This is a genomic window from Domibacillus aminovorans, from assembly GCF_001643235.1.
Lineage (GTDB): Bacteria > Bacillota > Bacilli > Bacillales > Domibacillaceae > Domibacillus > Domibacillus aminovorans.
The window spans coordinates 1-23,526 of sequence record NZ_LQWY01000018.1 but is presented as its reverse complement, the minus strand read 5'-3'; the positions used below and the strand labels follow the sequence as shown (position 1 = coordinate 23,526).

General features: G+C 36.5%; 18 protein-coding genes and 1 pseudogene. 13 read left to right on the top strand and 6 right to left on the bottom strand.

Going from position 1 to position 23,526, the window contains the following annotated elements; all coding sequences use genetic code 11:
- Positions 1–21 precede the first annotated feature (21 nt).
- Complete coding sequence (gene glpX / locus AWH49_RS08325; protein WP_034285180.1) at positions 22–999, bottom strand: class II fructose-bisphosphatase; 978 nt, start codon at positions 997–999, stop codon at positions 22–24.
- A gap of 696 nt (positions 1,000–1,695) precedes the next feature.
- On the opposite strand from glpX, the gene rpe reads away from it, so the two are divergent.
- The 4 genes from rpe to hxlB all read left to right on the top strand — a co-directional run bounded on the left by rpe (position 1,696) and on the right by hxlB (position 4,889).
- Positions 1,696–2,361: a ribulose-phosphate 3-epimerase gene (rpe, locus tag AWH49_RS08320; RefSeq protein ID WP_018395804.1), complete on the top strand. Its 666-nt coding sequence runs from the start codon at positions 1,696–1,698 to the stop codon at positions 2,359–2,361.
- A 562-nt stretch (positions 2,362–2,923) separates the two neighbouring features.
- Entirely contained in the window at positions 2,924–3,286 is a 363-nt protein-coding gene (locus AWH49_RS08315) for a winged helix-turn-helix transcriptional regulator (protein WP_026221864.1), read from the top strand.
- Between the two features lie 405 nt (positions 3,287–3,691).
- Positions 3,692–4,327 (top strand): 3-hexulose-6-phosphate synthase, encoded by a 636-nt coding sequence (gene hxlA, locus AWH49_RS08310; protein ID WP_034285182.1) that lies wholly within the window; start codon positions 3,692–3,694, stop codon positions 4,325–4,327.
- 4 nt (positions 4,328–4,331) lie between these two features.
- Positions 4,332–4,889 carry a 6-phospho-3-hexuloisomerase gene (hxlB, locus tag AWH49_RS08305; RefSeq protein WP_018395776.1) on the top strand — a complete coding sequence of 186 codons (558 nt, stop codon included), beginning with the start codon at positions 4,332–4,334 and terminating at the stop codon, positions 4,887–4,889.
- Positions 4,890–7,175: 2,286 nt separating this feature from the next.
- Here the strand turns inward: hxlB and AWH49_RS08300 are convergent.
- The 4 genes from AWH49_RS08300 to AWH49_RS20685 all read right to left on the bottom strand — a co-directional run bounded on the left by AWH49_RS08300 (position 7,176) and on the right by AWH49_RS20685 (position 10,721).
- A complete protein-coding gene (locus AWH49_RS08300) occupies positions 7,176–8,051 on the bottom strand; it encodes a hypothetical protein (protein ID WP_063965311.1) in 876 nt (291 codons plus the stop codon).
- A gap of 1,107 nt (positions 8,052–9,158) precedes the next feature.
- A complete protein-coding gene (locus tag AWH49_RS08295; protein ID WP_063965310.1) occupies positions 9,159–9,413 on the bottom strand; it encodes a hypothetical protein in 255 nt (84 codons plus the stop codon).
- Entirely contained in the window at positions 9,397–10,164 is a 768-nt protein-coding gene (locus tag AWH49_RS08290; protein WP_034285189.1) for a ParA family protein, read from the bottom strand. Before AWH49_RS08290 ends, AWH49_RS08295 begins: the two co-directional genes overlap by 17 nt.
- A 413-nt stretch (positions 10,165–10,577) precedes the next feature.
- A complete protein-coding gene (locus AWH49_RS20685; protein ID WP_244886783.1) occupies positions 10,578–10,721 on the bottom strand; it encodes a helix-turn-helix domain-containing protein in 144 nt (47 codons plus the stop codon).
- Between the two features lie 498 nt (positions 10,722–11,219).
- On the opposite strand from AWH49_RS20685, the gene AWH49_RS08285 reads away from it, so the two are divergent.
- The 9 genes from AWH49_RS08285 to hxlR all read left to right on the top strand — a co-directional run bounded on the left by AWH49_RS08285 (position 11,220) and on the right by hxlR (position 23,162).
- Positions 11,220–12,446, top strand: coding sequence for a replication initiation protein (locus AWH49_RS08285; RefSeq protein WP_063965309.1), 1,227 nt, complete (start codon positions 11,220–11,222; stop codon positions 12,444–12,446).
- A 757-nt stretch (positions 12,447–13,203) separates the two neighbouring features.
- Positions 13,204–13,779: a DeoR family transcriptional regulator gene (locus AWH49_RS08280; protein ID WP_018395769.1), complete on the top strand. Its 576-nt coding sequence runs from the start codon at positions 13,204–13,206 to the stop codon at positions 13,777–13,779.
- Positions 13,780–14,160: 381 nt separating this feature from the next.
- Complete coding sequence (locus AWH49_RS08275) at positions 14,161–16,098, top strand: primary-amine oxidase (protein ID WP_063965308.1); 1,938 nt, start codon at positions 14,161–14,163, stop codon at positions 16,096–16,098.
- Positions 16,099–16,230: 132 nt separating this feature from the next.
- On the top strand, positions 16,231–16,752 hold the full coding sequence (locus AWH49_RS08270) for a hypothetical protein (RefSeq protein WP_244886781.1): 522 nt from the start codon (positions 16,231–16,233) through the stop codon (positions 16,750–16,752).
- 16 nt (positions 16,753–16,768) lie between these two features.
- Positions 16,769–18,361, top strand: a complete 1,593-nt coding sequence (locus tag AWH49_RS08265) for a trimethylamine N-oxide permease (protein ID WP_063965306.1) — start codon at positions 16,769–16,771, stop codon at positions 18,359–18,361.
- 234 nt (positions 18,362–18,595) lie between these two features.
- Positions 18,596–19,969, top strand: a complete 1,374-nt coding sequence (gene eat / locus AWH49_RS08260) for an ethanolamine permease (RefSeq protein ID WP_063965305.1) — start codon at positions 18,596–18,598, stop codon at positions 19,967–19,969.
- Between the two features lie 468 nt (positions 19,970–20,437).
- Positions 20,438–21,898, top strand: coding sequence for a catalase KatA (katA, locus tag AWH49_RS08255; RefSeq protein ID WP_063965304.1), 1,461 nt, complete (start codon positions 20,438–20,440; stop codon positions 21,896–21,898).
- Positions 21,899–22,020: 122 nt separating this feature from the next.
- Positions 22,021–22,470, top strand: coding sequence for a Fur family transcriptional regulator (locus AWH49_RS08250; RefSeq protein WP_063965303.1), 450 nt, complete (start codon positions 22,021–22,023; stop codon positions 22,468–22,470).
- Positions 22,471–22,787: 317 nt separating this feature from the next.
- Complete coding sequence (hxlR, locus tag AWH49_RS08245) at positions 22,788–23,162, top strand: transcriptional activator HxlR (protein ID WP_063965302.1); 375 nt, start codon at positions 22,788–22,790, stop codon at positions 23,160–23,162.
- Positions 23,163–23,385: 223 nt separating this feature from the next.
- Here the strand turns inward: hxlR and AWH49_RS19680 are convergent.
- A pseudogene (locus AWH49_RS19680) lies at positions 23,386–23,526 on the bottom strand (IS256 family transposase); the annotation flags it as partial.

Sequence of the window (23,526 nt, the reverse complement as noted above, 5' to 3'; positions counted from 1 at the left end):
CTTTTTTATATGGTATTTCTTTTATGAATGGTACGCTTCAACAAATTGGTATAGTTCCGGGTTCCCACTGACTGTTACAAATGAATGTGACTTTGTTAAATTAGTATTTGTTTTTTGAATACCTTTTAATAACAAGCCATCGGTAATTCCTGTTCCGACAAAAAAGCAATCTTCAGATTTCACAATGTCATCTAATGTTAAGGCTTTTTCAGGATCAGTTATCCCCATTTTAATACAGCGTTCAACTTCTTCTGGTTCTTGAGGAGCCAGTTTACCTTGGAAATCTCCGCCCATACACTTCAGTGCAGTCGCAGCAATAACCCCTTCTGGAGCACCGCCCATACCGACCAATATATCACCATCGATCTCATCAATTGCGGTAGCGATTGCACCATTCACATCATTATCAGGAAACAGCTTAACTTGAGCTCCCGCGTCAAATACCTGTTTAATCAAATGATCATGCCGTGGTCTATCTTGTATCATTACCGTTAAATCTTTTATGTCTTTACCTAAAGCTTTAGCAACCGATATCATGTTTTCTGTCAAAGACGCGTCTATGTTTATAGAGCCTTTTGCTTTTGGCCCGACCGCGATCTTATGCATATACATATCCGGCGCATGTAATAAACTTCCTTTAGTGGAAACGGCAATGACTGTTAATGAATCATTTTGTCCTTTAGACATCATCGTTGTCCCTTCAACTGGATCAACCGCAATGTCTACTTCGGGACCTTTCTTCGTTCCAAGCTCTTCACCAATGTAAAGCATAGGCGCTTCATCCATTTCACCTTCACCAATAACAATCCGGCCACTCATGTTTATAAGGTTCATTTGATTGCGCATAGCTTCAGTTCCAGCACCATCTGCTTCAATCTTGTTTCCTTTGCCGATCCAAGGATAAGAAGCAATAGCTGCTTTCTGTGCTACAGTGAGAAAGTCCATAGCTAGTGTCTGAATACTTTGTTCAGAAACGATATCTTTTTTCAAATCATTCATCTAGGTCACCTCCTGTTTAAGTGTTACTTACAATCAGTTACAATGTTTTCAAATCGAGTTTCCACCTGTACATACATAGTATATCTTGTCGTTTACACATCTGTAAGTACGCACTTTGTCAACATATAGTGTCAAGAAGTATACTTTTGATCCAATTTTCCGAAAATTCGTACTTAATAATGGCTGAAATAGTACTTATTTAAAGGTTTAAGTCGAATTGTGCCTGTTTTGAATTTTTTTTAAAAAAAATTCAAAAATCCAATCGTTTAGTATTTTTAGTACATAAATTTTCCGTTTAATTAATTTTTATGAATTAAAGAAAGATCCCACTATTCGGGAAAATAAGGTTTATTTATTTGATTATTTATGTAAGCATAAGTTCAACCGGGATAAGTACTCTGAATTTTTTTAATATTTTTAACGCTCCTAATTCGATAGCTAAAAAAGAGTTGATTCAAAGAAAACTAATATGTAATTACAATCTAGTAAAAATGGAATTTTAGTAGGTTTAGTTATTTTTAGTTGATACGAAACGTATAGCACAGTAAAATAATTGTACTCTATCTAGAGTACAATTTTAACACATCGCTATTCAGCGAGGAAACAAGCCACAATAACTAAAGTAAATGCTTTTTATGCAAGCCTTTACAAGATAGTCAATGTTTTTACTTTTAAGAAAATTGGAGGATTTCATTTATGATCAAAATTGCACCTTCTATTCTTTCAGCTGACTTTGCGAAGCTTGGAGAAGACATAAAAGATGTTGAACTTGGTGGAGCTGATTACATCCATGTCGATGTTATGGATGGACATTTTGTACCGAATATTACCATTGGCCCACTAATCGTCGATGCGATTAGACCCATTACTGATTTACCGTTAGATGTACATTTAATGATCGAAAATCCTGATCGATACATTGATGCATTTGCAAAAGCAGGAGCCGATATTATCACTGTACACGTAGAAGCTTGCCCTCATCTACACAGAACGATTCAATTGATCAAATCAACAGGTACAAAGGCTGGGGTTGTATTAAATCCACATACACCTGTTTCTACCATTCAACATGTGATAGAAGATATTGACATGGTATTGCTTATGACAGTGAATCCAGGATTTGGTGGGCAATCGTTTATTCACTCTGTTCTACCTAAAATCAGAGAAGTTGCTGATCTTGTAGCAGAGAAAAACTTAGATGTTGAAATTGAAATAGACGGTGGAGTAAATCCCGAAACAGCCAAACTTTGTGTCGAAGCAGGGGCCAACGTTCTTGTCGCTGGTTCAGCGATTTATAATCAAAAAGATCGCGCTGAAGCTATTCAAGCCATTAGAAACAGCGTGAAATCAGCTACAATTTAACCTTCCTACATGTTTATTGGCGGTGGATCCAGCAAATTCATATGACGGGTCCACTGACCTATTCTAATTGTATATTTTTTTTCTTTGTTACATGCTAGTCATGTTAACAAATTCGCCAAGTGTCTTTTTCCTAAAAGCCTTGGCTTTTTCTTAAATTACAGTGTAAGGAAAAATAACTTTGATTGATACGCTGTTTAAAGTATTGATTAGCGTGGTATGAGACGGGTACAGAATTGTAAACATAATTAAAGAACCCATGTGCATCACGGGGGAGTGATAATACAGTGGCCTACTGCAAGATCATTGTATTTTATCCGAATAGTTTATTTGATTTTAAAAAATAGTTATCCTATAAACTTCATTTCCTTCCTTCTAAAATAGTCAGACTTTACTTGATTTGCATCACTGTTACACAGTCATGTTTAATTAACCATTTGTCCTACATCTATCAATTTCCACCTGTACAGCTTCTCAATTTAGAATGTATAATACCCTTCTAGAAGCATCCACCTATTAAAAAAATGGTTAAAATGGTTATATAAGTAATTAAGTATCTTTGGAAATGGAAGTGATAATAGTGATAGAGCTTTGTGGTAAGTCTTATAACTGCGAAAAAGAATTAACCCTTTCTGTTATAGGGGGAAAATGGAAGATGCTGATTTTATGGCACTTGGGCAAAGAAGAAAAGAAACGTTTTAATGAACTAAGATCTCTTATGCCAGGTATCTCTCCCAGGATGCTTGTCAGTCAATTGCGCGAGTTAGAAGACAATTTTATCGTGCATCGTGAAGTGTATGCTGTAGTCCCGCCTAAAGTTGAATACTCGCTTACGGATCAGGGTAAAAGTTTAATGCCTATTTTGGAGGCTATGTATAGCTGGGGGAAAGATTATATGGAGACGGCCAATACGGTAAAAACCAGATAAATAAAAATCACATACCATATTAACTTTAGAGGGGATTATTGACTTTGTTAAAAGTAAATATGTTGCTGTTTTTAATAAAAAAGCTAACAAAGGTTTTATTAACCGAATTAAGTATGCCTCATAACCGTGTGTGGAATCACTAATAGAGACTCGTACACACGGTTTTTTTTATCAATTCTATTCCTCTATAAGTATGTGAATACGTTTTTTTATTTTTAAAATACTTCATCCCTTTCACACAAAAACCTCCTCCCTACTTTTCTAATTTCAAATCTAAAAGTATATTTTTTATCACTATATGCTATAAAAGTGCGTACTTTGTTTTCTGAAGATTAGCACTTATAATGAGTCTTGTACCAATATCAATCAAAAACTAACAAACAAATTAGAAGGAGTGACATATCCATGAAATTACAATTAGCACTTGATCTTGTCAACATTCCAGAAGGTATCGCAGTCGTTAAAGAAGTAGAACAATTCGTTGATGTCGTTGAAATCGGCACACCAGTTATTATTAACGAAGGCCTTCGTGCAGTAAAAGAAATGAAAGAAGCATTCCCTAACTTAACAGTTCTTGCGGACTTGAAAGTAATGGATGCAGGCGGTTACGAAGTAATGGTAGCCTCTCAAGCAGGCGCAGGCATCGTAACGATTCTTGGCGCAACAGATGATGCAACAATTAAAGGTGCGGTAGAAGAAGCGAAAAAACATGGTTCTGAAATCTTGATCGACATGATCAACATTAAAGACCTTGCAAAACGCGCACAAGAAGTAGACGCACTTGGCGTAGATTACATCTGTGTACATACAGGTTACGATCTTCAAGCTGCAGGTGAAACACCGTTTGAACAACTTAACACAATCAAAAGTGTCGTGAAAAACGCGAAAACAGCAGTTGCTGGCGGCATTAAATTAGAAACACTTCCAGGTGTTATTGCAGCACAACCGGATCTTGTTATCGTAGGCGGCGGCATCACAGGCGCAGACGACAAAAAAGCAGTTGCGGCAGAAATGCAACAACTAATCAAAGCAACGGTTTAATCCTATGCAAACAACGGAATATACTCAAATCGTTTTGCAGGAGCTTCAAAAGACAGCGGGCCTTATTAGTGATGAGAGTGCGGAACAGCTGGTCAATGGCATTTTAAACTCTAAAAAAGTGTTCGTCGCAGGAGCCGGCCGTTCAGGCTTCATGGCGAGATGCTTTGTTATGCGTATGATGCACATGGGACTTGATCCGTATATCGTTGGAGAAACAGTGACACCGAATTTAGAGGAAGGTGATATTTTTATCATCGGTTCTGGATCAGGTGAAACGAAAAGCCTTGTAGCGATGGCGGAAAAAGCAAAAAGCATTGGCGCGACAGTTGCTGCCGTAACAATTTTTCCGAACTCAACAATTGGCAACTTAGCTGATATCGTGATTGAAATCCCTGGTCAGGCGAAATCTGGTGCAGATACAGGAAACAAAACGATTCAGCCAATGGGCTCATTGTTTGAGCAAAGCCTCTTGTTATTTTATGATTCCATCATTCTTCGTTTCATGGAGAAAAAAGGAATGGATTCAGACAAAATGTACGGACGTCACGCGAATCTGGAGTAGGTATATCAGATCGATCAAGTTCTTGGTAACACCTATCAAAAGATTCGACTTTTGACTTGAAATTTCTTAAAACTCTCATATTCAAAAAAGGATGCCTTTAAAGACAATACTTAATTGACTTTAAAGCATCTTTTTTTGTTTTTTTCATTGTTTGTATATTTGGCACCCAAAAAATGTATGAAATAGCATTTATAATTACGCGTTTAGCCTTATATTTTCGCATTAGAAAAGTTGCTTGACATCGAGCCTCTACTGATATGATCATCTGTAAAGAACTGCGTCTTATGGGTTTTACAGGCCGGTCAGCTATATACCGGTTTCTCCCTATCAAGCTGTGATTATGCAAGATTTTATGTATATTGTTAAATGCCAAACACTACATTTTTTACATACCTTAAACATTGATTACCTCTTTAATATCGGCTTTTTATATATAAACATGTGTGTTGAGAAATATTAAAAATAGAAATGAACGGCTCAATTATCTATAAAAAATGAAGAACTGTCTTTTTTAAATACTCATTTGGAAGAGATCGCGATATAGAACGCATTAGTTAGAGGAAACAGAATAGAAGCTAATAAAAAGGTGAACATGGTAGATTAGGAATAGAGAGGAGGTAATAAAGCACTTTATGTAGACATAATGGAATGAGTTTCTAAGCAGAAAACGCTTGGCTTATAATGACTACTTATACAATTTTTTATACTTGGCACTGTATAGAAGAACCATTTCTATACAAATAAACCGATTCTTTTTTTTTACTTTTGAGAACTGGTTGGTCGGTCACTTTGATAATTTGGGTTTGTTAAAATCAATTTTATCCGTCCTAACTTTTTATACATTTAATATTCATTAAAGCCATTTTATTTTGTGTAAATTACGATGCCGTTTTCCCAGGCTTTTGTAAATTCTTTACCGTACATTCTCATTGCATCTGTGATAGATGTAATTACTTTATTCATTTAAGTAATCCCCTTCCTAATTGGTATGTCTTAATTATCATATCTTTGTAGCGTTTTGGCAAAGTCAATGAAAACGGCAACATAACCCGTGTAAACGATAACAATGGGTATGAAAACGAAACCATCTCTGTTTTTCTCAATATTTCATTACCTTTCTCGTTTTTTCTTTAGTTTTCATATTTTTCAATTTTTATCGAATCAATTTCAAAAATGACTTATCTTAAAAATGCTTTTAGGTTCTAGAAAACATTCAACTTTCTTTCTCTTAATCAGGAAGTGTTCCGTCAAAATGACACGATATCACTAATACGCAGCCCGGAATTGATGCTAAAGATAAAAGGAGAGTAATCCTGATTTGACGTTCAGATCTGTTTCGGATCCCAAATAAACTCCCCACTGTTTGACCCTGCTTGGCTGCCGTGTAAAAATTCCCTTTGAATAAACAGTATCGTTGCTTTCTTATACTATCTATTCCAAGGAGAGCATATCAAACACTTACGTTGTATTAACCATATGCTTGGATATTATCTCTGCTTCAATTTCTGGTTATTCCCCTCACTGTTGAGAATAACACCTAGCGTTTTTTCATTTCTCATTGCCCATTCTACACAGGAAATCACAAATCCTGTAAGTCCCCATTCCAAGCTACAGTCTTTAGCTCGAAAAGACACAAGTAACGGAACATGTCATATTCCCTTTCAGCGAATTCTAGTTTCTTGCTTATGATGTATTCATAGCGTGTTTAAACACGGTAATCAGTACAATATGATATTTAAAAAACAGATAGACACTGCCTGTGATCGTTTTATTTCTAGAAAAACAATCTTCACTTCCTGTCCTTTTCTAAACTGGTATCTTCAAGATATGTGAAAGGCATAGATCAATGAGTAAAGTGAAGCTAAATGTCGAATAGGCGTCAGCCTAAACGTGTAGTTCCATATACGTGTATAAATGGCTCTTTGAAAACAGAAGATATGGGTTGTGAAAAGAAAAAACGTCTGTCACATAACATCTTTCACATTCTATTGCTCCACACTCACTGAAGTGATGAAAATCAAGCTGTAAGGAGTGTGGCGAGTCTAATGTACAGGCACTTGTTTTCACCGTAGGGACTATAGACAGAACCTGCTCAATAACTAAACAAACGTTCGTAACTTGAAGGAATCTCTCCCTTCAAACTTTGCTCAGTAAGAGTAGTTCAAACAGTTGTCATTAGCCCTTTCAATTGAGTCAGATCACCGATCACCATTCCTTAAAAAATCGAAAAAAGATCATAAGGTTCAACAATTGATAAAAAAGAAGGCAAGTTCTCTATTCGATGGATTATGTTTCTAAGAAATTATAAAAAATCGGGTGATTTTCTAGTATTTCTTTCCGTTTTTCAATTTGGAACATGTTTCGCAGCGCCCCAAAAAAATAGCCTTCAAACGACCCTTTAATGCGCTTTTGCTTTTGGGCAAAGATACTTTCTTTGAACGACTGCAGGGCAATAGGCACAATTTCTTCGAGGGGTACATCTAGACGGCTTGTCCGATAGGCAAGCATCGTTTTGCCCCAAAAACGATAAATATCTTTTGCTTCTCCATAGAACATCTTCACCGTAGTCACAAATTTTTGTGGAATATGAGACGGTGTAAAGCTGGCATCTAAATACGCTTCTTCTTTACGTATGTTATTAAAAGATTTATTTAATGATAAATAACTGTTAGGATCATTTTTTGCGTCTTCCTCCTTAGAGACACAAGGGATTTCAGCGTTTTCAGCTTGGTAATGAGCTTGGAAATCGTCTAGATTTAATAGCTCTGCCCAGTAAGAAAAGTATGGATGATCTGTAAAGAGATGAATCGGTGCACTCCGTCCATTCTGTGTGCTGGAACGGCGATAGACCGTGAACAGGATGCCAGCTTCACGCAGCTTTTTGGCTACGTTCCGGATCGTCTTGTCAGATACATCGTACCGATCCGCAAAATAGTTATCCTTCGCAAAGAAAAAGCCCTGTTCAGACGAAAACCAGCACATCATATCGATCGCATTGCGTGTGCCTTCCTTCAGCCGATGGTAGCCCTCGCCATACGCTTCTTCTACTGATTTTAATAATAGTAATTTTATCGATTGTTGCTGCTTATGATTCTCGGCGTACACCTCGTAGCTCATCATTTTCTTGAATTCTTCAGTAGATATTAGTTTGCTTACAGCCATTATCCTGTCTCCTTTTAGGAAAACAAAAAGACGCATTTACCATATGAAAACGGTAAACACGTCTTTTGTATGACTGTAAAAGAGTTACTTTCCCTTGAAAATTACATGTAAATGCCGTATAATAAGGCATTATATAAGTAATGAAGGCGAAAGCAAGTGTTTACCGTGGTGCTATCACGGTGGACGGTTATAGAGGACGGCAATCCTACTATAACGCGCTTTTGCTTTTTTTATTTTCCGTTCGATTTCGTTAACTCTATTTATAGCAAACTTTCGGGGTTTATACAAGAGATTCCAAATTTAAATTTTTTGATTAGTTACATATCTTGCTTGATATTATTGTCCATAGCATGACGTACATATAAAAGAACCGATCAGCGAAAGTGAACGGTTCAAATTGATTATTCTCTTGAATTGACAAACTTATTATCTTTTCTCAAATTAGTATAATTTTCAAACAATTTAAAGGATCGTAATTCCTGCTTTTTAGTATCATTCCGTATTTAACTTCATCCCATCCTCCATGCCTATGTATTGAATTTTCTTTGTGCGCAATAAAAAGAACAGATTTTCACTTCCGTTCTTGGTATAGGCCCCACCTACGCCAGATACCTTGACAGCCACGCGTGCCATCCTACCCCGTACTACATTTTTTTATTGCGACTTTGTTTTTATACCCTACATCAATAAAATGTAAACGCTTACTTAAAATTTCATACTAAAAGATTTTTATGAGAAAAGCCCGTACCCGTTTGATATAAGCTTTTCTCATTCCCATATTGGGGAATCGTGGAGAAGATCTGCTTAATCTTGATTAGCAGCCCAGCCCACCTACTTAATATTTAGGGACTAACCACTCAATATAACGATGAATGAAGTTTCCTTCGTCCATAAAGTAAATCGTACTTATATTATTTATTTACCCCATCTTAACAAGATAAAACCTTTTTTTCAAAAAAACATCCTAATCTTTTTAAAAAGGAAAAACGTCTTAAATCCAGTAAGTAGCCTTCATTACTGGATTTACAAAACCTGTATTTCTGTACTCCTGTATTTCTGTACTCCTGTATTTCTGTATAACTGTATAATAATTCTTTTTTCGTTATATTAATCTTCGATGTATTTTTTCACGGCTGCTTCAACAACCTCAGTCATTGTTATCCCGTTTAAAGCTGCATATAATTTTAATTTTTTATGAAGCTCGATATCCAATTCGTAAGTTGCTTTTTTTTTCATTACTGTATTTACAGTTTCCTGTGTTACTGTATTACTGGATATAGCACTTAACACATCTTCTTTCTTTTTTGTGGTGGGTGTTTCCTCTTCGCTTAACAGTCCCGCAAATTTAGCTTTTTTCGACACGTTCAATCAACTCCTCCACAAAATGGGTGTATTCAGTTAATGCTTTTCGATCTGTTTTTGTCCGATCTGATATCCCTGTAATTGTAAATTCTTTTATTCTTGCTTGTCTTTTCACAACGCTGCTAAAAACAAGTTCTTCATAATCATCACGGACTTTTCTTAAAATAGATTGATCCAAAGAAGCACGTGAGTTTAATAAAACAGATAAAATTCCGGCTAATTTCAATTTTGGATTATACGCTTCTTTCACAAGCTGACATGTTTCTAAATAATCATCTAGAGCGTGAAATGCAAATGGATCGGTTTGGAGCATTGTGACAGTGTAATCGCTTGCAGTAAGCCCCAAAAGAGTTTGTTCAGCTAAGGCCGGTGGGAGATCAATCAAAATATAATCATATTCATTTTGAATGCTCTCAAGAGACAGTTTGAGCAAATGGAGACGCTGCTTTTCTTTGGATGAAGCCACGAGGCCAGGTATCTTTGAAGCATCATCGTTCGCTGCTATTACATGAAGAGTATCTGTAACTACAGTAATACAGTTATCTGTATTTACAGCTTTTAATACATCATAAATTGTTTTTTCAAAACTACTCTTCCTTTTACCTGTGAGCATTCTTGTTAAGTTTCCTTGACCATCAAGATCAACAGCAAGAACTCTCTTTGTCTTAGATAAAATAAACGCTGTAATAGCTGTTGTAGTCGTTTTACCAACGCCGCCTTTTTGCAATCCAAAAGAAATTAATATAGCCATGCGATCCCTCCTATTAAATGTAAAACTGTATTTACAGTTTACTGTATAGCAAATTGTATTGCAAACTTATTGTCTATAGATCTGCTTTTCCTCAAACGAAAGTATTTTGGTTTTTGTGTATCGTCCTGTTAGAAAAATAGCGAAGTCTTTCAAGCTAATATCTATATGATGAGAAATATTTGTTTGAGGAAGTTCTCTCATCTCTGTCTCAACGAGAATGGGCATCAAGTGTCTTCTACTAATCGGATTGCGTCTAACAGTGGCGTTCAGTATCCGTCCTTCTGTTTCATGACTTTTTGAGAATTTAACAAAATCAAATTTTGGTAAATTGATTTTGTTTCTTGAAGAATCATGAATTTGAATTAGTTAGGTTTTTCACTTGTGCTAAGTGAGCAGAACACAAGTGGTATGATTCACCCCTTACTTGTTATCTTATAGGTGTTGTTCCACTTGGCAAGAAAATGATTAAACAAGAATGGAGAACAACCAATCGTTTTTATAATTAAAATTTCTTTTTCTTTGTATGGATAAATGCGAAATTTATATGGGTTATCCAAAAGAATTGTTAAAATGTCTTGATGATTTATGTTGCGATCTTTTATATATTGAAGTCTTATCAGCAAGTAGGCGTTAGATTAAAGTGGTTTGTTATAAGAAAGTGAAATAATTTTTAATTTATTCTTCACACGTCTCTTTTGTGTGTTTTACAATAACTTGTTTTATCTTGTTTTATCTTGTTTTATCTTGTTTTCGGAGGCTAAAAAGTCAGTAGTACCAAGGGTTCATCGATCTTAAGTATAACAAAAATGGTGCTAGCCATAACAAAAATGGTGCTAGCCATAACAAAAATGGTGCTAGCCATAACAAAAATGGTGCTATAACTATAACAAAAATGGTTTTAACTATAACAAATTTGGTTCAAGAATAACAAAAATGGTGCGAAACATAACAAATTTGGTTCTTAGGGAAATCATAAAAACTTTAACTATAACAAAAAACTCTTTTGTTATAGTTAAAGTTTTGTCATAATTAGATCCAGTGAAAGGAGAGGATCTTTGTTGCTTACTACTGCAACAGAAGTTATTGAACCGCATCCTAATAATCTTGTGACAAAATCTAATTTGCTTATTGAAGCGAACTATAAACTTGGTGTCGTGGAACAAAAAATCATCTTATGTTTGGCCAGTAATATCAGTCCTGCCGATTCGGATTTTAAAACCTATACCTTGCCTATCAAAGAATTTACTAATCTGTTAGGCTTAAAAGGAACACCTAAATACACAGAATTAAGACAGATTACGAAAGAATTGATGCAAAAAGTATTTGAAGTACGAATTGATAGGAAAGTCATTCAAGTTTCTTGGTTAAGCTACGTTGCTTATAATGAGACTGAAGGAGCAATAGATATAAGGTTCGATCCCTTTTTGCGTCCGTATTTATTAGAATTAAAAAAGGAATTTACGAGCTATAAGCTTGAAAATATCATAAAATTGAAAAGTTCTTATTCGATTCGGATATATGAACTCTTAAAACAATATGAAAAGTTACAAGAAAGAACATTCCAGCTAACGAGTTTACGGAAAATGCTTGGAGCTGAAGAGATATATCCTGCCTACGGAAATTTTAAACAACGGGTACTAGTACCAGCGCAGAAAGAATTAAAGATGAAAACGGATATTTCCTTTGAAATTGAAGAAGTAAAAAAAGGACGTAAAGTTGAGAAAATCAAATTCCTTATATTTTCTACAAGGAACCATAAGTCCAAGCAATTGGATTTATTTCATGAAAATTTAGAAGAATTTAAGTTACCTAATTCTTTTTCTGAGACTGTAAAAAAGCTCGGATTAAACGTAGGAATACAACTAACAGATGAAATGATTAATTCTTGGGAGAAACATGGACAGGATACTGTGATTGATCTGTTAGAGAAAATGCAGTATAGAAGGGACATAGAAAATCCAGTTGGCTACATCATAAAAGTTTTAAACACTCCTGGTGCCAATGAGATAACATCAGAAAACGGGGATATTGTAGCTCATCTGGTTTCTGAATTCAGACAATCAAAAGAACACTTACCCGATTGGCTAGTGAAAAGGAAATCTATCGAAGAGATAAAAACGTGGATGACAATAGATCAAGAACAAGCCAATCAAAAATTTGAAGACATTAAAAATGAATTATATGAAATCCTTCAGATTGAAGAGCTAAACAACAGCGAACGTTCAGACGAGGAAATGGAAGAAGAAAAAAGGATACTTTTAAAGAGGATACATAGTTTGTAAAAGTAAATATAACGTTTTTGGTTATTTTCATTTTTCTGTCTCGATAAGTAAAGACGGTTCAATACGACAAACAAACGTTGCAAATATAGCTTTATAAATATTGGTTTTATTGCCAATACTCTAATGAATATAGCTTTTTTTGTATGCAAAAACGGGGCCGTTCCTAGTCAATATTCACTGACTAGGGACGGCCCCGTTTATGTTTGTGATAATTAGATGGAATTCTTAGTAGTTATAAAAACAGCAGCTTATCTAATATTTTATGGATTGGTGCTGAGATCTAAATCTTCATAACATCCTCTATACAACTACATTTATCTCTTCCATTTCTAAGAAAGTAAATCAATATTTACAAGCTGTTTCTATTACTACAGACATCACTCCGTTTTAGAATATACAAAAGACTGATGATTTTTGATTATCTAGTGCAAGGACAAAAACAAAATGAGTATGCACACTAAGCGTTTAACTTATGTGAAGAATATAGATTGAGAAGTTGTTTGAAATGCATTGTATACCATTGAAAGGGCGATTGAATAGGCTTGCTAATTCAAGCACGAGAATGAATAATATAATTGATTCATGTAGAAATGTTACAGTTCAACATTTCTTTCCGTTTTTTACAATGCCTTATAAGTAGATTTAGCTATTCTACATATAGAATAATAAACCTTCAATTTATTCGGTTTATATAGATAATCGAAGATCATTCAAAATGAATATCAATTATTTTTGAAAATAAGAACGGAGGAATAAAATGTTGCCCTTAGAACGAAAGCAACAAATATTAACATGGTTAGAGGAAGAAGAGACGTTACGAATTTCGGAGATAAGTAAACGATTAGATGTGTCTGTTATGACGGTTTATCGCGACTTGAAGCCATTAATTGAAGAACAAAAAGTGTTAAAAACATCAAATGGCGTGACGTATACTCCAGAAAACACTGTTGTATCTAAAAATTGTTCGTATTGCAATAAGCCTTCAAACACGAGATTTTCCGTACAGCTTATTAAATCGAACAATCGAGTCGAACATACTTGTTGTGCTCATTGTGCGCTGCTTCGGTATCAAGATATAGAACAAAAGGTTTCCCAAATCATTTGTTATGACTTTTTAAAAGAGACAACGATCAGTGCCAAGATCGCGACTTTCTTATTTAATTCAGATCTACAACTTAATCACTGCCAGCCACAAGTGCTTATTTTTGAATCTATGAAGCAAGCAAAGCAATTTCAATTAGGATTTGGCGGCGACATATATCAATTCGAAGGAGCCGTTGATAAAGTGAACGAGGTCATGAAAGGCAAAGGTTGTAATAAATCTATTATTTAGAAAAACGATCTTTATCATCATAATCATTATGGACATGTTCATGCCACTAGTAGGACTATTGATAAGTATTGTTCTCCTGCTGGACCGGAATGTTTTTGCAAAGATCAAACCAATACAAGAATGGCTAGGTTAGAAAATAGCAAACTATCGGTGGTGCCAATGAATTGAACTTTAAAATCACTTGAAAAGTCAGAATTGTTCCGTTTTTTACAATTAATGAAATAAAGACTCAGATAATATTTAGTTAAATCAACGGTTCCTTGCTAAATCAGTCAACAAAGGGTAGTTTTAAATAGGGGCTGGAGATTAACGATTCATTGGGGATTACTAAATTAGTTATGTGCATTAGGAGCTACAAATAGATAAAAGGGAGGATATTACATGAGCACTCAAGAAACATTGAAGCAAGTGGGTCATCCATTAGAGCCGCTTACAGCAGATGAAATTACGAAAGCGGTTGCAATTGCAAGAAAAGAACAAGGACTAACAGATGCAGCTCGTTTTGAGCAAGTTGGTTTGTATGAGCCTGAAAAATCAGTTGTATTAAATTTCAAAGAAGGAGATGCAGTTGTACGTGAAGCTTTCATGATCGTTTTAGATACGTCAGATAGCCAAACGTATGAAGGTGTTATCTCTCTTACTGATGAAAAAGTGGTTTCATGGACACATGTTCCAGGCGTTCAACCTTCATTCCTTTTTGAAGAATATTCTGAACTTGAAGCAACAGTGAAAAACCATCCTGACTTCCATAAAGCGCTTGCAAAACGTGGCATTACAGATCCAAGCCTAGTTATGGTTGATCCTTGGTCTGTTGGTAACTTCGGTATTGAAGAAGATGAAGGAAAACGTCTTGCAAAGGCACTTTGCTTCGTTAGAAAATTTGAAGGCGATAATGCGTATGCATATCCTCTTTCAGGTCTACTACCTGTCGTTGATTTAAGCACAATGGAAATTGTACGCATTGAGGATCACGGAGTAAGACCGATTGCGCCAACAGCTGCACCATATAAACCTGAGCAATCTGATGCTATTCAAGTACGGACAGATTTAAAACCATTAGAAATTACACAACCAGAAGGCCCTAGCTATGAAATTAATGGACATAACATTAAATGGCAAAAATGGGATATTCGAATTGGTTACACAGCACGCGAAGGTCTTGTTCTTAATACAGTAGATTATCATGATAAAGGGGTAAAACGCCCAATCCTATACCGTGCGGCTTTATCTGAAATGGTTGTTCCTTACGGAGATACAGATCCGGCTCATGACTGGCAATGTGCGTTTGATGCGGGTGAATACGGAATCGGCCAATTAGCTAACTCATTGGAACGCGGTTGTGACTGTGTCGGTCATATCGACTACTTTGATGCTGTTATGGCAACAGGTAATGGTGATATCCATAGAATTAAAAATGCGATTTGTCTTCATGAAGAAGATTACGGAATTGCATGGAAACACACGGATTGGAGAACAGATGAGGTAGAAGTACGCCGTTCACGTCGTTTAGTAATTTCATTCTTCACGACAGTAGCGAACTATGACTACGGATTCTTCTGGTACTTCTATACAGACGGTAAAATTGAACATGAAGCAAAATTAACAGGTATCTTGAATGTTAGTGTGCTTGAAGAAGGCGAAAATCCGAAGTACGGATCATTGGTTGCACCACAAATTGGCGCACCAATCCACCAACATATCTTTAACTACCGTATTGATGTAAATATCGACGGACAACAAAACTCTGTTCAAGAATTGAACACAGTAGCATCGAAGCCTGATTATGCAACTAATAAACAATTAAATGCTTTCGGTGTTGAAACAACAACGTTCCAAACAGAACTAGAAGCTCAACGTAACATGAATCAAGAAACAGCAAGAGCATGGAAGATCATTAACCCTAACAAGAAAAACTTTGTAGGTGAGCCAGTAGGTTTTGAACTTGTACCTGGTGAAAATGCAAGAGTTTTCTTACATGATGAATCAAGTATCGTGAAACGTGCAGGATTTATTAAAAATCATTTACACGTTACAAAATTTGATCGTGATCAAATGTATGCTTCTGGTAAATACCCGAACCAAGGGGAATGGAACGGAAGCACGCTTAATAATTGGGTAAAAGAGAACCGCAATATTGAAAATGAAGATATTGTTGTTTGGTATAATATGGCTGTTCATCACGTTGTACGTCCGGAAGATTGGCCAGTAATGCCAACTCATTATATCGGATTCATGTTGAAACCGCATGGTTTCTATGAGGGAAATCCAGCGTTGGATCTTCCACGTCCAGCAGCAATCAAAGGCGCTAGCTGCCATTAATAACTAAAAAAAGTTGTTTGAAAAGGGAATTGATTACAATTCCCTTTTCACCTTCTTATATACAGGAAGTGAACAAACATGATGCTGATTATCAGCACTCTACTAGTCTTACTCTATACGAGTGTTTGTTTAATGAAAATACATCAAATCCGAAATAATTTAAAGAACATGACAGGCATGATGATCGTCATGGTATTGTGTATGGGAAGCAGCCTAACTATCGGCATAATTGTCGGAATTTTCTATACAAGTGATTTAACTCACTCTACTATGATTGCCATGACATTCAGTCTGATTGTCGGATATTTAGCCGGAAAGCCTATTAACCTATTAGCCATTGGAGAAGGAATGGCTGGGGGAATAATGGGTGGGATGATGGGCGCAATGCTTGGGGATATGTTGCCACTAGGCAATTATACAGCGATGCTCATTTATATGGATATCCTCTTTATTGTAAGTATTTTGTTCATTGTGACAATGATGAATACGGAATTGAAGAAAGATAAAGAAAATCTGACATTTAAACCTCGAACTTATCCATGGATTATTACAACCATTATTTCAGCTATTTTAATTTTTGCTTTTTCTAACATGGAAGCGGATACAATTGAATCTCATCAAGACCAAAAAGATCAACACGAACATCATCACTGATTTAGGAGGGAAATATATGGCCGCACGAAAAGAAGGAGATGTACTAGAAAGTACAGACTCACCAAAAGTATTAAAAAAGGAAATGACGTGGAAGGATGCGTTTTGGCTCGCTAGCGGTGTGCCAGCCTTAGTATTATTTTCAATTGGAGCTATTGCGGCTACAGTAGGAAATCTTTCTTGGTTAGTTTGGACAGTATCGATTCTGATTGGGTTAACTCAGGCTTTCCTATTTGCCGAAATTGCAGGTATGTATCCGAACAAATCTGGTGGAGCATCCGTATATGGCGCGATGGCGTGGGTGAAATATTCGAAAGTATTATCTGCCATCTCCATTTGGAGTAACTGGATTGCTTGGACACCGGTATTAGCACTAGGAACAAAATTAGCTTCAGGCTTCGTTTTAACCACATTTTTCCCTACTGCTGCCATTACGACTTGGGGATTTACACTGCTGGATTTAGGTTTTATCCGTCCAGATCTGACTATTCGTTTTGATTTTGCTTTTGTTTTAGCTCTTGCTTTCCTTTTTATCGTTTATGCGATCCAAAACTTAGGTGCTGTAAATGCTGCACGTATCCAAAGAATTATTGCAGTAGTCGCTCTTATACCTTTACTTATCGTGGGGCTCGTACCGTTATTTACTCAAGGTATTAATGTGGAAAATATCATTCCTAGCCTTCCGACTGGCATTTCTTGGGATGAAGCAGGGTGGACATTATTATTTGGGGGCTTGTTTTTAGCTGCTTGGTCTACTTATGCTTTTGAAACATCAATTTGTTATACGAGTGAGTTTAAAGATCCTAAGAAAGACACAGTTAAAGCAATTATGTTTTCAGGTTTATTATGTTTAGTCGTTTTCACCATTGTTCCATTCTCTTTTCAAAACGCTTTAGGACTTGCAGGATTACTTGATCCTGATATTGCAAGTGGAATGGGAGTCGGTACGGCGATGGCTCAAATGGTAGGCGGCGGTGTTGTAGTAGGAACGATTATTGTCCTATTGCTTATCCTGTCTACGATATTGTCTATCATGACTTCTATGGGTGGTTCATCCCGTACTTTATATCAAGGATCTGTGGATGGATGGCTACCAAAATTCATGTCTAGTGTTAATAAAAACGGAGCACCTAGTGGAGCAATGTGGACGAACTTAGTCTTCAATATCGTCTTGCTTTCGTTGTCTGACTACACATTTATCCTTGCTATTTCAAATGTAAATTATATCATATTGAACTTTTTCAATTTAAGTTCTGGATGGATCCACCGGATGGACCGTCCAAACTGGCCACGCCCATTTAAAGTGCCAAGCTGGCTTATAGGAATAAATGCAGTATTAGCTTTTGTAAATGTTGCCTTCCTAGGACTTGGTGCTATCGTTTGGGGACCAGGCACACTTATATCCGGTTTAGTCGTTTCTTTATTCATTATTCCTGTGTTTCTTTACAGACATTATGTCACCGACAAAGGGGTATTCCCAGGAAATGCTGATTCCGATGAGCTAGATAAGACGCACTATAAAAAGAAAGCCGGTATTTTGCCGTATGTGGCTGTTACTATAGCAATTGGAGTTATCATTGTTACTAGTCAAATAGCTGTTTTTAATCCTTAATAGAAGGTTTTCATCGTGGTCATTGCATACGTGATGTCTGTAATCGATGAAATGTCGTCGCGGATTTCTACATTGTTAAAAAGCAAAAAATTTCTGTACGAGATAGAGATATAAATAAGTAGGGTGTTTATAGAGATTCTTGATTCCAGTAATTAGGAATCTCTATTTTTGAAATAAACAGTTGGATAATTTATGCAGTTGCTTTAAAAATCTAAGCGGAAAAGGGGTTTGTAAATGAGTACTGAAAATTTAGAGTTGAAAAAAGTATTGACACCACTCCATTTATGGGGATTAGGAGTAGGGATCGTTATTTCAGGTTCTTATTTCGGGTGGAATTACGGGCTCGCAGAGTCAGGCTTTGTAGGAATGTTAATCGCTACTGCCATCATTGGTCTTTTGTACACAACATTATGTTTCTCACTTGCAGAGCTAGCAACAATCATGCCTCATGCAGGTGGAGGTTACGCTTTTGCAAGGAGAGCCATGGGTCCATTAGGAGGCTATCTTACAGGCGTAGGCGTTGCGTTGGAATTTGCGGTAGGAACAGCTGTTTTCACCTCGGGTGCAGGTTATTATGTTAATTTCCTTATACCAGCAATCAATCCTATTCTCGCTGCTGCCGTGCTCTACATCTTTTTCTTTGCTCTTCATATTTTAGGTGTTAAAGAATTTGCAACAGTTGAAATGATCCTTGTCACGATTGCTGTTGCGATGTTAATTGTCTTTGCCATTTATGGGGTCCCTCATGTTCAGACTGAAAAATTGTTTGGTGGAGAAAGTCTTATTCCTGGAGGAATTGCAGGTATTTGGGCAGCTCTACCTTATGCAATGTGGCTGTACATTTGTATGGAAATGTTACCGATGTTAGCAGAAGAATGTCGTAATCCGGTCAAGGATTTACCTAGAGGAATTATGGCTGCCATTATTACTCTTATCATTCTAGCCTTCCTTGTCGTGACAGTCACTGTTGGTCTTGGTGGAGCTTCAGGTACGTCTGCAGTAGAGAATCCTCTCTCCTATGCCATTTCCCAAGGTATTAGTGAAAATTTATGGTTAGTTGATGGACTGGCTATCGTTGGGTTGTTCGGGATGCTTTCAAGTTTGGCAGGCGCAATCTTAGCTTATTCCCGCCAAGTTTTCTCATTGTCAAGATCAGGTTATTTACCTAGTTTCTTATCACGCTTGCATAAAACACGCCGTACACCTTATATGGCAGTAGTTGTTCCGGGTTCGATCGGTTTCATCTTTGTTCTCATGTTTGATCCGAATAAACTAATTTTAATTGCTACATTTGGGGCATTGGTTTCTTACATTATGATGAATATTTCACTCATTATGCTGCGTAAAAAAGAACCTAATCTTGCACGCCCTTATAAAGCACCATTTTATCCTGTAGCCCCTATCGTATGTATTATTCTTAGCATCATAGCTTTGTTTTCATCCGTGTTTAAAGATATTAACTTCTTCTTCATTAACATAGCTATTTTTGCTGTAGCGATTGGTTATTACTATGTCTGGGCAAGACATCGTATCAACGCAGATGCACCAGAAGAACAATTTGCTAATATGACACAAGAAGAAATGGAACAAGAGAATATATCTGTATAACTCGTCTATATAAAGAATCAATAGTATTTAATTTTAAATACTATTGATTTTTTTATGATGACTATTATTAATAGCTACATTTGGGCATTGGTTTCTTACAATATGATGAATATTTCACTCGTTTTTGATTCTAGCATTCTTAAATGACATTTACTCGCTCTAGTTCCTTAATTTTTGTCGCATATCGAATGCGACAAAACTGGTTCTAACACGAAATGCTGCGTAAAAAAGAACCTAATCTTGCACGCCCTTATAAAGCACCATTTTATCCTGTAGCGATTGGTTATTACTACATCGTATCAACGCAGATGCACCAGAAGAAATGAAGAAAGAGAATATATCTGTATAACTAATCTATATAAAGAATCAATATTATTTAATATTAAATACTATTGATTTTTTTATGATAACTGTTAATATTAATGGTAGTCTAAAAATTACGATAATTCTGCGATGAGGTGAATCTAATTGAGTACGAATAATAACAAACTGACAACCAATTGGGGTGCTCCAGTTGGCGACAATCAAAATTCTATGACAGCCGGTTCGCGTGGACCTACTTTGATTCAAGATGTACATCTTTTAGAAAAATTGGCGCATTTCAATAGAGAACGTGTTCCTGAACGCGTTGTACATGCGAAAGGTGCGGGTGCACACGGTTATTTTGAAGTAACAAACGATCTTTCTCAATACACAAAAGCGAACTTTTTATCAGAAGTCGGAAAACGTACACCTATGTTTATTCGTTTCTCAACAGTAGCTGGTGAGCTAGGATCTTCAGATACAGTACGTGACCCGCGTGGTTTTGCTGTGAAGTTTTATACAGAAGAAGGGAATTACGATATTGTTGGGAACAACACACCTGTATTCTTTATTCGTGATGCGATTAAATTCCCTGACTTCATTCATACACAAAAACGTCATCCACAAACTCATTTGAAAAATCCAAATGCCGTATGGGATTTCTGGTCATTATCTCCTGAGTCTTTACATCAAGTAACGATTTTAATGTCTGACCGTGGTATTCCGGCATCATTACGTACGATGAATGGCTACGGAAGCCATACATTTAAGTGGGTAAACGAAAAAGGCGAAGGTGCTTGGGTAAAATATCACTTTAAAACAGAGCAAGGCGTACAAAACCTTGATGCCAATGTAGCTGCACAACTTGCAGGTGAAAATCCAGATTATCATACAGAAGAGTTGTTCCATGCCATTGAGAGCGGTAACTTCCCTGCGTGGAAACTATCTGTTCAAATTATGCCACTTGAAGATGCGAACACATACAAATGGGATCCGTTTGATGTGACAAAAGTTTGGTCGCAAAAAGATTATCCATTAATCGAATTAGGCCGGATGGTGCTTGATCGTAATCCTGAAAACTATTTTGCAGAAGTGGAACAAGCCACATTCTCACCAGGCTCATTCGTACCGGGTATCGAAGCATCTCCGGATAAAATGCTGCAAGGTCGTTTATTTGCTTACAATGATGCACATCGTTATCGTGTTGGTGCAAACCATCAAGCGCTTCCAATTAACCGACCAGTTAATGAAGTGAATAATAACCAACGTGACGGGCAAATGCGCTTTGATAAAAATGGCGGCAGTTCTTCCGTCTATTACGAACCAAATAGCCTTGGTGGTGCAACAGAATCACCTGCAGACAATGTAACACCATTTGAAGTGTCCGGTGAGGCTGGTACGCATGCGTACAGTCATGACGACCACTACACACAAGCCGGTGATCTATATCGTCTTATGAGTGAAGAGGAACGCGCTCGTATAGTTGCGACTATTGCAGGGGCGATGGCTCCAGTTGAAAGCGATGAAATTAAACTTCGCCAAATCAGTCATTTCTATAAAGCAGATCCAGAGTATGGAGAGCGTATTGCAAAGGCTCTTAATCTACAAGTCCCAGTTCAATCTTAAATTTGATTTTATGAAATACAGTAGTTAATAAAATTCAATAAAACAACGAAAAGATCATCATTATGATGATCTTTTCTACTCTATCATAATTAATTTAAAATAAGAGTAATGAGGTGTTGAAAATGACTCAACATCGTGTAAAGGAAGGTCTTAAGCTTTTAAAAAAAAACGGGTCAAGAATGACGCCCCAAAGAAAAGCGATTATGGAGTATTTAGCGAATACTAAATCCCATCCAACAGCAGATCAAATATTTAATTCAATAAAAGATAAGTTTCCGAGTCTTCCACACACTACTGTGTACAATAACTTGAAATGTTTAAAAAAGTACGGAATTATTAATGAACTTACTTATGGACAAGCATCAAGTCGTTATGAATGGGCGACCGCTTTTCATTACCATGTAGTATGTGATTCGTGCGGACAGTTACATGATTTTCACTATCCTAAGTTAGAAGCAGTAGAGCAGTATGTTGAGAAAAAATCACGATTCAATGTAACCCAACATTTATTTGAGATTCATGGAACTTGTTTGGACTGTAAAAATGAAAACGTTTCCTTTAAAGAGAGTTAGCCGAACTTGATTTCACCCATATTCCAACCTTAACACCCTGTACTTTTATTAAGACAGGGTTTTTGTGTATGTTAGTTAGAATATAGTAAATGATGTTCACCGTTTTAAGTGACAGCAAAGCAGCTGTATAGATTTGTGCGCTGGCTGACTATTCTCATCAACTACCGTCTGCACAGGTGGTCGAACATCTTTTGTTTGATGAAACATAGGTTTCACTGACAGTATGGATATTTTATTTGTAAGTACGTACTTTTTTATATATAGTGTAAAAATCATACTGTTACGTATGCTATATGCTTAATAGGGAGGAATAACGAATGAGCCATATTCGTGAAAAGTCGTTTAATTGTGAAAAAGAATTGACACTGTCTATTATCGGTGGAAAATGGAAGATGTTAATTATATGGCACTTGGGAAAAGAAGGGACAAAGAGATTCGGTGAATTGAAATCTCTCATACCAGCCATCACTCAAAGAATGCTTGTGAGTCAGCTTCGCGAGTTAGAAGAAGATCTCATTGTTTATCGAGAAGTGTATCCTGTCGTTCCACCCAAGGTTGAATACTCACTTACTGAACGAGGACATACGCTCATCCCCATCCTCGAGTCCATGTATATATGGGGGAAAGAATATACAGAAAGTATTTTGGATCAAAAAACAGAAAGAACGGCTCTGTTAAACACCAAAAACTGAAGGCGTTTCAAAATATGATCCTAAATAACGATTAGATACATCTTTCATCCGGATTATGTAGCCGTTATGATGAATGATGTTGTCGGGAGAAAGCACAATATTTTACACTTTAGAATCCTCCTTGATATATCTAAGGTAAATATCAGGTTGACAATAAGTCTTGAATTGGGAGCGTCAAGAATTTTGTGTAAATGACGGAATCCCTTTTCTTGTAGACCGTCATTTAGTCTGTTGTTTTGAACCTGGCTGCGAGCTCCGCACGTGCTCGATCGAAACCGATATGACATCGTGTAGCGAAGCGTTGGTTGTATTCTTCGAATCGTGAAACAAGGAATCGTTCCAGTGCTTCTTCGTTCGGGAACTG